The organism is Microcoleus sp. Pol14D4 (assembly GCF_036701245.1).
In the GTDB taxonomy this organism is placed as follows: Bacteria; Cyanobacteriota; Cyanobacteriia; order Cyanobacteriales; family Microcoleaceae; genus Microcoleus.
On record NZ_JAUBQM010000066.1, the window covers coordinates 23886 to 38167 of the forward strand.

Consider the following 14282-nt stretch of genomic DNA (forward strand, 5'->3'; position numbering starts at 1 on the left):
CTTTCTCGGTTTGGGCTGGTTTTGTCGAAATATTATCTGCTATGGGGAAAGTTTACACGGTCTTACGGGCCACTAAAGATGTCTTGGTTCACTCTTCTTCGACTGGAACAGCCTGGTATCTTGATTCGGATACCAAGGGTTCGAGTGTTTTGCCCTTGATTTTTTCGGGGGTTACTGGAACTGAGTTGCTGGGGTTGACGATGCCGCCAGAGATGATGACTTTAAAGGCATCTTCGATCGACATTGACAAATTGACTAAATCTGCTTCGGGGACGATAGCGTACCATCCGGTAGTGGGGTTCGGAGTGGTAGGGATGAAAATGCCGATCGGGGTTTCACCGGAAAGGTGAGGTGGGATGTCGTTACTCTCGATCGTACCGGTCACAAATGCTAAAGTCCAGATTCCCCGCCGGGGATATTCCACTAACACCACACGGCGAAATTTGTCGTTTGATTTGAGGAGAGTTCCCAGCAGTTGTTTGAGGGTTTTGTAAACCGAACCTGCTAGGGGAATTGCCTGCAACAGCCGTTCGCCAAAGTCTAGCAGCCACTTGCCGAAAATGTTGCGGGCCATTAAACCGATGACTAAGATGCTCAGCAGGGGTACAGCCAGACCTACTAAAAGATTTAGCAGATTGACCAAAATCGGGTGGAGTCCGTCAAAAGGGTTGATCTGCTTGGGAATTTTGGTGAGAAAATTGATCACCCAACTGGCGACGGTAATTGTCAGCCAGATGGTGGTAGCTAAGGGTATCACTACCAATAGTCCTGCGATCAGGTCGTTTTTTAAGTCTTGTTTGATGCGTTGGAGCACGGCGGGTCAAATCTCCTCGTAACTGGTTGCCAATAACCTGAATAAAGCTGAGACTAAAGCAACTGCACGGGCTTTACTGGAAGTCACCATAGACGATCGTCTTCAATTTTGCTAAACCCTACCCTTTCTGAGGGGGAAGAGTTAGGAATCGCCGGTGCTGTACCTCTATTTTAAAGAATTATTGCAAGTTGGCGCTTGGTTTTAATATATGCGGGCTGTGCAGCAGCTCACCGTATTGTATATTTTAAGACACTTTGGGTAGGTTCAATCAATAAGCCGATCGGTCAGATGCAGCCAGGGAGTGCAAGTGTAGGGAGTCCAGAGAAAATTTTCTGCGATATGTATAGGAATTTAATTGGTCGATCGAGCTTTCTCAGATTTTCGGCTGGGTGGCACTTCGCTGTACCGAATTCAGGGGAATCTCGGCAGGTTGAGTGCAGCGTCGCTGACAAAATCTATCTTTGGATAGATGCAGTACGACTATTTTTTAGTATAAAGGGATTTTTGATGGGCGACAGGGATAAACAAAGCAACAGTTGCCAATCATGCAACAGTTGCATGGTTGGCAAATCCGGCAAAAAGTAAAGCAGACAGACCAGCAACTTTGACTTTTTTGACAGGATCGATCGATATTCAGGAAATAACGGCAGAATTCAACCGAATTTGAGCTTGAGAGGAGCGGCAAAGCAATCTAGAATTAACTTGGGCATCACTACAAAAAAATAATCTGCCAAACGAGGTAGCAGTAGTTAGTAGCAAGCGAGATAAATTACTACATAGCTAGTTGTTTCTAGCCAGAAGTGCAAAACTATTTGTTTAACAGGGTATAGCTAAACTGCTGCATACAAGCAAGACTCCAGCGGTGCCGATTCCTGGAAAACCGACGAAAGTTAAGGAAAAACAAGCGTACTAGCCAATCAAGTCAGAGCGGGGATTCAGCCCGCGGCAAGAAGCAATAGACTTGATTAGAAGTTAGGATTGAGATATGAATGCTCAACTCATGAAACCAATTGGTTTTTACATTTTTTTATGCCATTCAAAACCCAAGATTTTTTTGGGCTTCACTTAAAGCCGCAGCCCGATCAAATTTTGTATCCGATAATTAATATTTAAGTAAAAGGAATTTTTGTGAAAACGCTCAGTATCCTCTTAGTAGAAGACAGCCCCCTAGATGCCGAACTGATTGAGGCATATCTAATGGAGGGCGGGCTCCAATTTTCTCTGGTGTGTGTGGAAACTCGAGAAGACTTTGCCACGGCGCTGGAAAAACAACGTTTTGACATTATTTTGGCAGATTATATGCTGCCTTGTTTTAACGGGATAGCTGCGCTGGAAATCGCCCACACTACTTGTCCGGGAGTGCCGTTTATTTTTGTTTCGGCTACTTTGGGCGAGGAAGTGGCGATCGAAACTTTGAAAAGCGGCGCTACTGATTATGTTCTCAAACGCCGTTTGATACGGCTGGTGCCGTCGATTGAGCGGGCCCTGCGGGAAGTTCAAGAACGGAACGATCGCAAGCAAGCCGAAGCACAGCAGCAGGAAAGCGAGGCTCGATTTCGGATTATGGCAGATACCGCGCCGGTGATGATTTGGATGTCCGGCACTGACCAACTTGGCGATTACTTTAACAAAGTTTGGCTGGAGTTTACCGGTAGAACTTTGGAACAAGAAATGGGCACGGGTTGGATGGAAAACTTGCACCCAGATGACTTGCCAGAATGTCTGGATATTTACCAAAAAGCCTTCGACGCTGGCAGCGAGTACCGGATAGAATGCCGTTTGAGGCGTTATGACGGGGAATACCGCTGGGTTTTGGGTACAGGCGTACCTCGGTACAGGCCCGATCGCACTTTTGCAGGTTACATCGGTTCTTACATCGATATTAGCGATCGAAAACTGGCCGAACAAGAACGCGCTGCGGCTTTGTCCCGCGAACAAGCAGCGAGGTTGCAAGCAGAAGAAACTGCTAAAGCGCTGCAATTGGCAAACGATAAAGTTACGAACATTCTCGAAAGCATTACCGATGCTTTTATCGCTGTTGATTTAAATTGGAACTATACCTATGTGAACCACCAAGCTGTTGAGCTGTTAGGCCGACAAAAAGCAGAACTGATCGGTCAAAAAATTTGGGATATATTTCCCGGGGCTGTTGATTTACAGTTTTACAAAATGGCTACCAAAGCATTAGCAGAAAAGGTAACAATCGAGTATGAAGAATTCGTACCTTTATGGAAGAAGTGGTTGAAGATGCGTTTTTATCCTTCCGATTCGGGTTTGTCGGGTTACATCCAAGATATTACCGATCGCAAGCAAACAGAAGCTGCACTCAAAGCTAGCGAAGAAAAGCTGAGAATGTTAGCCGAAGCTAACTTGATAGGAATTATCTTCGGGGATGTTAACGGCGGCATCATCGAGGCCAACGATGAATTTTTGCGGATAATTGGTTACACGCGGGAACAGTTGCAGCGCGGCGAATTAAACTCGATTGACATCACACCGCCGGAGTACCAGTCTCTCGACAAGAAGGGGATGGCAGAGGCACAAGCAACGGGGGCTTGCACTCCCTACGAAAAGGAATTTTGGAGGAGAGACGGCAGCCGGATTCCGGTGTTGATCGGATATGTTTTGCTGGCACAAAAGCGGCAAGAATCTGTGGCTTTTATTCTCGACTTGACGGTTGGCAAGCAGTTGGAAAGAGAACTGCACGATCGAGCCCAGGAATTGGCGCGCGCGAACCGGATTAAAGACGAGTTTCTAGGAACTTTGTCCCACGAATTGCGGACGCCGCTGAATGCGATGCTGGGATGGGCGCAACTGTTGCGAAACCGCAAGTTTGACGAAAAAACGACTGTTCGGGCTCTGGAAACGATCGACCGCAATACACGATCGCTGGCAACTCTGATTGAGGATTTGTTGGACGTGTCGCAGATTATTACTGGCAAACTGTCGCTGAATTTGCGGTGGGTGGATGTGATTTCGACTGTTGAGGCTGCGATCGATACTCTCGCGCCCGCGATTGCCGCCAAAAATATTGAAATTGTGACGGATTTCGACCCCACTACCGGGCGGATTTTTGCCGATTCGGGCCGGTTGCAGCAGGTAGCCTGGAATTTGCTGTCGAATGCGATTAAGTTTACTCCCGATGGCGGACAGGTGAAGGTGGCCGTGCGAAAGATGCAGGGGACTTTGGCCGCTGAGGAATCCGCTTGCTGTGAAAAATTGTCGCCCGCTACTGTGGAAATTGAGGTTAGCGACACGGGACAAGGGATTTCAGAAGAGTTTCTGCCGCACGTTTTCGAGCGGTTCAGCCAAGCGGACAGCTCTACAAGGCGATCGTACAACGGATTGGGTTTGGGTTTGGCCCTAGTGCGACATTTTGTGGAAATGCACGGGGGGACGGTGCAAGCCGAATCGGCCGGGAACGGAAAAGGGTCGAGGTTTTTAGTGAGATTGCCAATTCAACACCTTCCTGGCGACGGCGGATTTTCTGTTGCCGGACTCGGGGAGTTGGCGATTCCTCTAAGCAAGGCGCGAGCCCCTGTAAAGGAGTCTTTTGTCAACAGCAATCTTTCTGGAGTGCGGGTATTGGTGGTCGATATCGACGCGGATTCCCTGGATTTTGCCTCTACCGTGCTCGAAGATTGCGGGGCCCATGTGGAGACTGCTAGCTCTGGAAAGGCTGCGTTGGAGGCGATTGAAAGGCTGAATCCGGATGTGTTGGCGATCGATATCGGGATACAGGCCCTTGACGGAGAGGCTCTGCTGCAACAAGTGCGATCGCAGATGGCGGACAGGGAAATTCCGGCGTTGGCCTTCACGGCGGTTGGTAGGGTAGAGGAACGGATACGGGCACTGCAGCAAGGTTTTCAAATTTACGTGCCCAAGCCGATCGAGCCTGCTGAGTTGGTCGCGGTGGTGGCAAGTTTGGCGGCGCGATCGAAGATTTTAGAGGTTAGATTTTAGATTGAGTGGGTTTGCAAACTTTGAGCACGGAGGTCGTGACTACAAACCAATGTTCTTGCATTGGAGCGATCGGATAATAATTCTTAGGCCTAAGGCCAACTGGTAGATTAAACAAAAATATGTAGTTGCGCTTGTACGTTATTTCCTAAGCTAAGAGGGCACAAGCGCAACTACACACTTAAAATTTAAGCTTTATGTGTGACAGTTTACCTGAGTCCTAATCCTGCTGAAAAAATTTTCGGTATGAATTAGACTTAGAGCTAATTTGTCAAGATCCAAAAGTTATAAATTTAATTTAGGTCATAGTGTGTAGTTTTTGATACTGATAGCAGTTTCTAAAAGGAATGCAACTGTAGACAAGTTCCAAACCCAGATCGTCATCTGTAGTCCGATTTCTCAAATCTCAAATCTCAGATCTCACATCTCACATCTCAAATTGTAGGAGGTGCAAGGACGATCGCGCTTAACAGTCTCTTCTAAAACATCAAGTTCAGCAATTAGCTGCTTCATGAAGCATGACTCTTAGTGACAGTTACAATTAACCTAATTTGTCATACCCCAAAAGTTATAAATTTAATCTAAGTCAAAGTTTTTAGCTTTTGAGCAGAGGTGCAGTGACGATCGCCCCTAAGACTATTTCCTCAAATCTCAAGTTCAGCAACGAGATGCTTCATTAGAAAAATATTCGGCCGGCGTAAATGCTTCTAAAACTCCTATACTGCCCGCCGTGCAAGGATTTTTGGGTTTTGGGATATGGACTCGCCGCCAACTTTCCACTATCGACGGTTAGATACCAATTGCACCCGGCCGGCATCCATTTCATCCATTAATAACTCTAAAGCCTCATAATCAATATCCGAGATGTACCCCAAACGGGTGAGCTCGTAGTTGATTTCGTTTTCAATGTCAGGCGTCAACTGCTTAATGTAGAGGGCTTTTTCTACAAGTTGACGAATAGCATGAGTTGCTTGCATAGTAAGTCGGAGAACTCCGTACAGTTTAATTTTCCTCTGAAGTGTCGAGCAAACAGGTGATCTAGATCAGAACTAATAAGTGATTTAAATTACATTGTTCAGTTTTATCTAACAGCTAGGGCAAAGTCGATCGCAATTTTTAGAGTTACCAAGACTCAAGCTGCTGGCATTAATAAAAAATAGTATAGTAGCTTACGTTTCCTGCCCAAATCTTACGCAAAATTTCATAAAAAAGAGGCAATAAATAAAGATTCAGTAAAACTACTGAAAAAACTGGTCGATTTCCCTCAGAGCAAGTTAGCCTCAGAGTAATCAAGTAGGTTTAGGCTTACACCTGTCCAGCACAGTAGTTGAAAATACGTAGCAACCATAGGTTTGACATATGCAGACACTTCTTGCCCATAAACCAATTACGGTGATTCGACCCCTAGACCACCTGAATGCAGCCACCTGCGGAGAATTCGGACGGCAACTAATGACAGCAATTGCAGCCCCTGGGGTGGTAGCGGTACTCGTAGATTTGGGCGCAGTAAAATTTATTGACAGTGCCGGTTTGATGGCATTGGTTTCGGGCCTCAAGCAGGCGAAAAAAATGGGGCGCAGGTTTAGTCTTTGCTCAGTATCTCCCGGGATTAAGATGATTCTGGAACTCAGCCAACTCGATCGAGTGTTTGAAATATTTGAAAATGTCGATAGCTTTGAATCCGAAAACTCCTGCGTAAACCAGCACTGGTAGAGGTGACTCCTAGGCGAAAACAAGCAACAAAACACAGCAAATTCGGTTAAATGCCCGAAAAGACAGGCTACTGTCGTTGGCGTGTTGGCAGATTTTAAGGTAGGCTGCTTAAGAGTCGCAAATATTTAGCGAGTCGAGCCGTGGCAGTAAAAGTCGAAGAATTACTTACAGCAGACATTAATCAGCCTGCTCGTTATCTGGGAAACGAATTGGGATCTACGCACAAGCCTTGGGACGAGGCGTTGGTGCGCTGGGTTCTCACTTACCCAGAAGTTTATGAAGTTGGTGCTTCCAATCTGGGACACATCATCCTTTACAACATTTTGAACGCAGGGCCGAGACAGTTGTGCGATCGAGCTTATTTGCCCGCACCAGACTTGGCAGCAAAACTGCGATCGACCAAAACTCCGCTGTTTGCCGTAGAATCGAGGCGATCGCTCACAGAATTTGATATTCTGGGCTTCAGCCTCAGCTACGAACTCGGAGCCACAAACATTCTGGAAATGCTGGATTTAGCCGGCATTCCACTAACTTGGCAAGAAAGAGCGACAAACCGCCAAAACGGTCAAATGCCGCTGATTTTTGCTGGCGGGCAAACGGCAACTTCTAACCCCGAACCCTACGCGGACTTTTTTGACTTCATCGCTTTGGGAGATGGAGAAGAGTTGCTGCCAGAAATTGGCTTGATTTTGGCAGAAGGCAAAACAAATAATTTGAGCCGAGAAGCATTGCTGCTGGATTTAGCGCAAATTCCAGGCGTCTACGTCCCGCAATTCTACGATATGGCGGCCGACGGTTCTGTTCATCCCAACCGCCCGCAAGTTCCAGAACGAATTCTGCGCCGCGTGGCAACTCCCATACCAGCTTATTCGATCGGCCTGGTTCCCTACGTCCAGACAGTACACGACAGACTGACAGTAGAAATCCGCCGGGGATGCACCCGCGGGTGTCGCTTCTGTCAGCCGGGAATGCTGACTCGCCCCGCGCGCGATGTCGAACCGCAGCAAGTCGTAGAGGCGATCGAACAGGGGATGCAAGCCACCGGGCACAGCGAGTTTTCCCTGCTTTCCCTGAGTTGTTCCGACTATCTGGCACTCCCAGCAGTGGGGATGGAAATCAAAAATCGCCTGAAAGATAAAAATATTTCTCTGTCTCTACCCAGCCAGCGGGTTGACAGATTTGACGATAATATTGCCGACATTCTCGGCGGTACGCGACAAGGCGGTTTGACTTTTGCCCCGGAAGCTGGTACTCAGCGGATGCGCGATATCGTTAACAAAGGTTTGACGAATGAAGAATTGCTCCGGGGTGTCAAAACTGCGGTCGATCGCGGCTGGGATAAAATCAAGCTGTATTTTATGATCGGTTTGCCCGGAGAAACAGATTTAGATGTTCTGGGCATCGCTGAAACAGTCCGCTGGCTGCACCGGGAATGCAGGGTGGATGGCCGCCGGGGACTGAATTTTAACTTGACAATTTCTAATTTTACGCCTAAGCCTCACACTCCTTTTCAGTGGCACTCGGTTTCTACTGCTGAGTTTTCCCGCAAGCAAAAACTCCTGAAGGGAGAATTTCGGGGGATGCGGGGCGTCAAGGTGAATTACACAGATGTGCGGATTTCGGCAATGGAGGATTTTGTCGGACGGGGCGATCGGCGTTTGGCTGCTGTAGTCCGCCGCGCTTGGGAACTTGGCGCGGGTATGGATGCGTGGTGGGAAAGCTTGGATCAGGCTTACAAAGCTTGGACTCAGGCGATCTATGAGTCGGGCCTTACCTGGAAATACCGCCAAGTCGAAAGCGGCGAATGGAATCTTTTTGAGAAGGAAGAAGGAAGTTCGGCAACGGATTCTGTAACGGATGTAACGGATGTAACGGATGTCAATCCGAGGTTCGTCAGAAGAAGGAAGTCGGAAGAAGGAAGAGAAATCAAGGAAGATTTTTCCAATTCTCCGGATCTCCCCCTCTCCCCCTCCCCCCCTCTCCCCCTCTCTCTCGATCGGGCCCTGCCTTGGGATCACTTAGATACGGGGATCGACAAAAACTGGTTGAAAATTGATTTGCAAAAGGCTTTAGAAGCAGCGACGGTTCCCGACTGTTCCTTTGAAGGGTGTTCGCGCTGCGGGGTTTGCGGCACCGATTTCGGACACAATGTGGTTGTGGATGCGCTGCCAATTCCAGAGTTTGCTGGGGAGTTCGTCCCGAATACGGAGCGGAAACAGCGTTTGCGAGTTTGGTTCGGGAAGGTGGGCGATATGGCTTTGGTTGGTCATTTGGATTTGATCCGATTGTTCGATCGAGTAGTCCGCAGAGCCGATTTGCCGATTTCGTTTACCGGCGGGTTTCACCCGAGCCCTCGGATTTCTCTGGCAAATGCTCTGCCTCTGGGTGTTACCAGCACTGGGGAAATTGCCGACTTTGAGCTCACTGAGTCGATCGATATTGAGAGTTTTCGGGAAAAGTTGGTGGCTAAGCTGCCGGAAAATATTCCGATTTACAAGGTTGAGTCGATCGATCTCAAGGCTCCTTCTGCTAACCAGTTGTTAGAAGCAGCGGAGTACGTGATTACTGTGGCTGTAGGCGGCTCCTTGACAGAAAATGGCGAATTAGACGGGGAAAATTCTGCTCCTGTCCCCGTGGCTCCTGATGCCAACTGGGAAGCTTGGGTCAAGACGATCGCCGAAACCGAGGCTTTTTGGCGGGTGCATACTACTAAGTCGGGAAAGACGCAGGATATCAATTTGCGCCAAAGGCTGCACAAACTAGAACTTGTACAGCACAAACCAGACAGCAGCACCTCTGCTAGGAGTGCTACATCCGAAGGTAGAGCCGTCTTGCGCTATACCGGCAGTTGTCGCAGCGACGGCAACGTGCTCAAGCCAGAACATATTGTTTTCATGCTCGAACAAGTCAGCCAGCAGGAAATTCAGCTTCTGCAGGTTGAGCGTAGTCAGCTAATCCTGGGTTATGGTTAAAATAGGGGAGCTGTGGTGGAATATTTCACCTTCGGCTCTCGATCGGGATGTGTCGTTTCACGCTATAATCGCTTGTTATGGAAGCCGCGGCGGCTCGAGCGCTTTAGTCGCTCGCCGCCCTCGTCAACCAGCAACGCGGGCTGGGTGCAAATTGCTTCTGTTCAAGACTTCAAGCCTTTTTGTTGTACATTCACGGGCTAAATCTAGCGCCAAACCTGCAGGAGCGGGGTCTGAACCAAATTTAGCGATTAATTTCGATCGATCGACTGGTTGTCGGTGGTCGGCTTATTCACAAATCTCACGGTTCAAACCGCAGAGCGGGTATTCAACAATAGATGTTTTTGACGGGTCAAAAAACGGAGATAAGCCCCCGACTTAAGTCGTGGAGAACCAAAAATTTTAGATTTTAGATTAAAGTTCCAGCTCCCAGATTTATCCGTGGAGTCAATCTAAAATCTAAAATCTAAAATCTAAAATCGACTGACCCGCCCAAAAATGGAGATAAGCCCCCGACTTAAGTCGTGAAGAGCCAAAAATTTTAGATGTGACACTTTAGTTCAATCTCCCAGGTTCATCTGTGGAGTAAATCTAAAATCTAAAATCTAAAATTTAAAATCTAAAATCGACTGACCCGTCAAAAAACGGAAATAAGCCAAGCCCCCGACTTAATTCGTGGAGAACCAAAAATTTTAGATTTTAGACTCTAGTTCAATCTCCCAGATTCATCTGTGGAGTAAATCTAAAATCTAAAATTTAAAATTTAAAATTGACTGAACCGTCAAAAAACGGAGATAAGCCCCCGACTTAATTCGTGGAAAACCAAAATTTTAGATTTTAGACTCTAGTTCAATCTCCCAGATTCATCTGTGGAGTAAATCTAAAATCTAAAATCTAAAATCTAAAATCGACTGACGAGGTTTTAGGGTTGGCAGGGGCGGAGGTTGCAGTCGAATGCCAAGCTGGGGTATGTTGAGTGCGATCGCGCAAGAATTCAACAAAAGTCTAAGCGCTTTCACTCCTACCTACTTTCGCTCAAAACCAGCCCTCAACCACCACGCAAGCGGAGTTATCAGTTCGGAGTGTTAAGTTGTGTGTTAAGAAATTGGTACGGTGTCAATGAATTTATTCGCTGAGTTCAAAGGAAGAGTTGTAAGTGTTGAATTTTGAGTATTGATTTCGCAATTCTCAACTCAAATCTCAATCTGGCTAACTCGATAAAAACCTCCTTATTTCTATCTCTCAGATTTATCTGCTGAGCATAACTCATAACTCTGTACGGGCGGGTTTAACTACTTTATCTGTAACAGTTAACACTGAACAGTGAACACTGAACAGTTAACAGTGAACGGTCAACAGTTAACTTTCCTTCCACCCTGCACCAACTCACAGCTAATAACTCTTCAAGCTACTACTAATTACAGTCTAAGTTCAGAGGCACTATGAGTGCGTAAGTGTCTCTAACTTGCTGCCAGTTTTTTGAGGAAATTGAATGACAAAGCAGATAGTTATAGCAGAGCAGCATCGCATTGCTGCCGTCTTTTCAGAAGATCAAATTCAAGAACTTGTGGTAGCCACAGGCAGCCACCAAGTCAGTGACATTTACTTGGGAATTGTTGAAAATGTACTGCCTGGGATAGATGCGGCGTTCGTCAATATTGGCGATCCAGAACGTAACGGGTTTATGCACGTCACAGACCTCGGCCCGCTGCGCCTTAAACGCTCGGCAGGAGCAATTACAGAACTCCTGACCCCCCAGCAAAAAGTGGTGGTACAGGTAATGAAAGAACCGACGGGCAGCAAAGGCCCCCGGCTGACAGGCAACATTACCCTGCCGGGCCGCTATTTGGTACTGATGCCCTACGGCAGGGGAGTCAATCTCTCGCGGCGGATCAAGTCCGAAGCCGAGCGCAACCGCCTCAGAGCCCTGGCTATTTTGGTGAAACCGGCCGGGATGGGGCTGCTGGTACGCACTGAAGCTGAAGGGATGACCGAAGAAGCGATCATGGAAGATTTGGAAGTCCTCCAAAAACAGTGGGAAGCCGTTCAACTAGAAGGCGGTACTTCGCGGGCGCCGGCACTGCTCAACCGGGATGACGATTTTATCCAGCGGGTGCTGCGAGATATGTTCAGCGGTGACGTGAATCGGATTGTGGTGGACTCGCAAAATGGAATTAAGCGGGTGAAGCAGCAGTTGATGAGCTGGAACGGCGGTAAACTTCCTGCGGGAGTTTTGATCGACCACCACCGAGAGCGGGCCTCGATTTTAGAATTTTTCCGCGTTAACGCTGCGATTCGAGAAGCCCTCAGACCGAGGGTTGATTTGCCTTCGGGTGGTTATGTGATTATCGAGCCGACTGAGGCGCTGACGGTGATAGATGTCAACTCTGGCTCGTTTACTCGATCGGCCACGGCTAGGGAAACGGTACTCTGGACAAATTGCGAAGCAGCCACGGAAATTGCTAGACAACTGCGGTTACGCAATATTGCCGGGGTGATTATTGTTGACTTTATTGACATGGAATCCCGCCGCGATCAGTTGCAGGTGCTGGAACATTTCAATAAAGCTCTCAAAGCTGACAAAGCTCGACCGCAAATCGCTCAACTGTCGGAATTGGGGCTGGTAGAACTCACCCGCAAGCGCCAAGGTCAAAATATTTACGAGTTGTTCGGCCACAGTTGTCCGACTTGCAGCGGGTTGGGTCATCTGGTGCAACTCCCCGGAGAAGAAGACTTCGCCGCAGCGGTGCGGGAATCGGGCGATCGTACCGTGGCTACGTCGAACCGCGTTTTGTTGAATTTGCCTGAAGGATTGGAACGCCGCAGCTTGACGCCTGTGGCGGCTGCAACTCCTGCCCCAGTGCGGGAAGAACGCCCCCCCGAACCTGCTAGGGCTGCTTGGGAACCTCAAAGCGAAAGTGTGGATTTTGAGACCGGCAGCAACGCATCGCCTTTGGACTTGCTCAACCATCCCAGCTATCAGGATTTGGGGAACGGAACCAGACGCCGCCGCCGCCGCCGGATTGGCGAAGAGCCTTTTGCTCTCCCGGCGGAGGAGGAACCGGTACGCAGCAAGTTGCGACTGCCGAATACTTCGAGCGCGCCTGTCGCGGATACGCGCTCTGAGTATCTTGCACCCCCCGGCATCCGGGCGGCTTCGGAGGGCTTCGGGCTGGTGAATATGGCGACTGTTGGCAGGCGCGAGGATTTCGAGCGTGTGCGTCCGGCTAAGTCTGAGTTGATGAAGCCGATGGTGGAGCCTCCAGAGGTGATTTCGGTGGAAATGACGGCGGAGGAACAGGATGTTTATGCTCTGATGGGGGTTTCTCCTTTGGTGCTTACCGATCGCAGCGTGAAAAATCCTAAGAATGCGATCGTTTCGGTGACTCTTCCGGGAGCAGCCCCGAACAAGCCGCCTTTCGAGCAGCTCGAATTTGAATTTGAAGCGACGACGCCTGCACAGAATGTTGAGGAACGGGATTATTATCCCGAAAGGTCGGTAGTTGAGCCTGTTTTTTCTGAGGAGGAGGATGATGATGCCCAAATTTATGGCGAGAGTTTGATTGACGAAACTGATGATTTCGATCGGATTGATGAACCCAGCGATGTGATGGGCGAATCCTATGAGCCGATCGAATCCCATGAGCCGATCGAATCCCATGAGCCGATCGAATCCTATGAGCCGATCGAATCCTATGAGCCGATCGAATCCCATGAGCCGATCGAATCCCATGAGCCGATCGAATCCCATGAGCCGATCGAATCCAGCCAACCCAGCCAGCCCAGCGAACCCGAGGAGCCTGCTATCAATCGCCGCCGCCGCCGCCGCTCGTCAGCCGTTGTGGATGAGTGATATGAAATCAGAGGGAAGAGGGAAGAAGTCAGAGGGAATAGAGAAGAAGGAAGAAGTAGAAATTTTTACTCTCTTCCCATCTTTCCATCTTCCCCTTTCCCCCTCTCCCTCGAACACTCTAGTAATTGCAGGTGTGGATGAAGTCGGACGAGGCGCTTTGTTCGGGCCGGTGGTGGCTGCAGCCTGCATTTTGCCCGACGAAGTTCTCGGTGAATTAGCAAGTTGCGGGGTTCGCGACAGCAAGCAGTTGAGTGCCGCAGCCCGGAGTCGGTTAGCCGTAAAAATCCGGGCTGTGGCGGTTGACTGTCAAATTGGTGCGGCTTCGGTGCGGGAGATCGATCGCCTCAATATTTTGCAGGCTTCGTTGTTGGCGATGAAACGGGCGATTTTGAAGTTGAAGGTGACGCCGGATTTGTGTTTGGTTGACGGGAATCAAAGGATTCCCAATTTGGCGATCGAGCAAGAGACGATGATCAAGGGTGATGCGCGATCGATTCAGATTGCTGCTGCTAGTATTGTGGCGAAAGTTTGGCGCGATGAATTAATAGTACGTTTGGCTGTTAAGTATCCTGAATATGACTTGATAAATAACAAGGGATACGGTACTGCTAAACATAAATTGGCTTTGGAACGCTGCGGTGTATCTGTCTTTCACCGACAATCTTTTAGTCCTTGTCAAAAATAGTTAGTTTTATCTCACATCTTGCACCATTCTCAACTAGCCCTTGCATTTTCTCCCAAAATGTGAAATAAAGGGCACAGAAACAATCAGGTAGGTCAATGTTAACCATTCTTAAACAGTAAGTACCACTATTATTAGTCGCTTTCTCAATCATTACCAATGGTAAGTGGGGACAGTAATTCGAGTTGTGATAAAAGCCAGGGTTTCAGCAGTACCTGGGGGGGTGACAAAAAGGTCTACGAGATAGACTGTATAAGGGTTGCGGCCCGCATACCTTGTTGATAAAAGCGG

General features: G+C 48.4%; 7 protein-coding genes. 5 read left to right on the top strand and 2 right to left on the bottom strand.

The window, feature by feature from the left end:
* Nucleotides 1-88: 88 nt before the first annotated feature.
* The gene (locus QUA33_RS20800; RefSeq protein WP_333150796.1) at nucleotides 89-814 is read right to left on the bottom strand and encodes a DUF502 domain-containing protein; all 726 of its coding nucleotides are present in this window, start codon (nucleotides 812-814) and stop codon (nucleotides 89-91) included.
* 1128 nt (nucleotides 815-1942) lie between these two features.
* Between QUA33_RS20800 and QUA33_RS20805 the strand changes: the two genes are divergently transcribed.
* A complete protein-coding gene (locus tag QUA33_RS20805) occupies nucleotides 1943-4777 on the top strand; it encodes a PAS domain S-box protein (RefSeq protein ID WP_333150798.1) in 2835 nt (944 codons plus the stop codon).
* A gap of 776 nt (nucleotides 4778-5553) precedes the next feature.
* Here the strand turns inward: QUA33_RS20805 and QUA33_RS20810 are convergent.
* Complete coding sequence (locus QUA33_RS20810; protein ID WP_333067027.1) at nucleotides 5554-5751, bottom strand: hypothetical protein; 198 nt, start codon at nucleotides 5749-5751, stop codon at nucleotides 5554-5556.
* A 382-nt stretch (nucleotides 5752-6133) separates the two neighbouring features.
* Between QUA33_RS20810 and QUA33_RS20815 the strand changes: the two genes are divergently transcribed.
* The 4 genes from QUA33_RS20815 (at nucleotide 6134) to QUA33_RS20830 (ending at nucleotide 13994) form a co-directional block, all read left to right on the top strand.
* Nucleotides 6134-6487: an STAS domain-containing protein gene (locus QUA33_RS20815; RefSeq protein WP_333150799.1), complete on the top strand. Its 354-nt coding sequence runs from the start codon at nucleotides 6134-6136 to the stop codon at nucleotides 6485-6487.
* Nucleotides 6488-6627: 140 nt separating this feature from the next.
* Entirely contained in the window at nucleotides 6628-9459 is a 2832-nt protein-coding gene (locus tag QUA33_RS20820; RefSeq protein ID WP_333150801.1) for a TIGR03960 family B12-binding radical SAM protein, read from the top strand.
* 1489 nt (nucleotides 9460-10948) lie between these two features.
* Complete coding sequence (locus tag QUA33_RS20825; RefSeq protein ID WP_333150803.1) at nucleotides 10949-13309, top strand: Rne/Rng family ribonuclease; 2361 nt, start codon at nucleotides 10949-10951, stop codon at nucleotides 13307-13309.
* 1 nt (nucleotide 13310) lies between these two features.
* Nucleotides 13311-13994: a ribonuclease HII gene (locus QUA33_RS20830; protein WP_333150805.1), complete on the top strand. Its 684-nt coding sequence runs from the start codon at nucleotides 13311-13313 to the stop codon at nucleotides 13992-13994.
* Nucleotides 13995-14282: the final 288 nt, after the last annotated feature.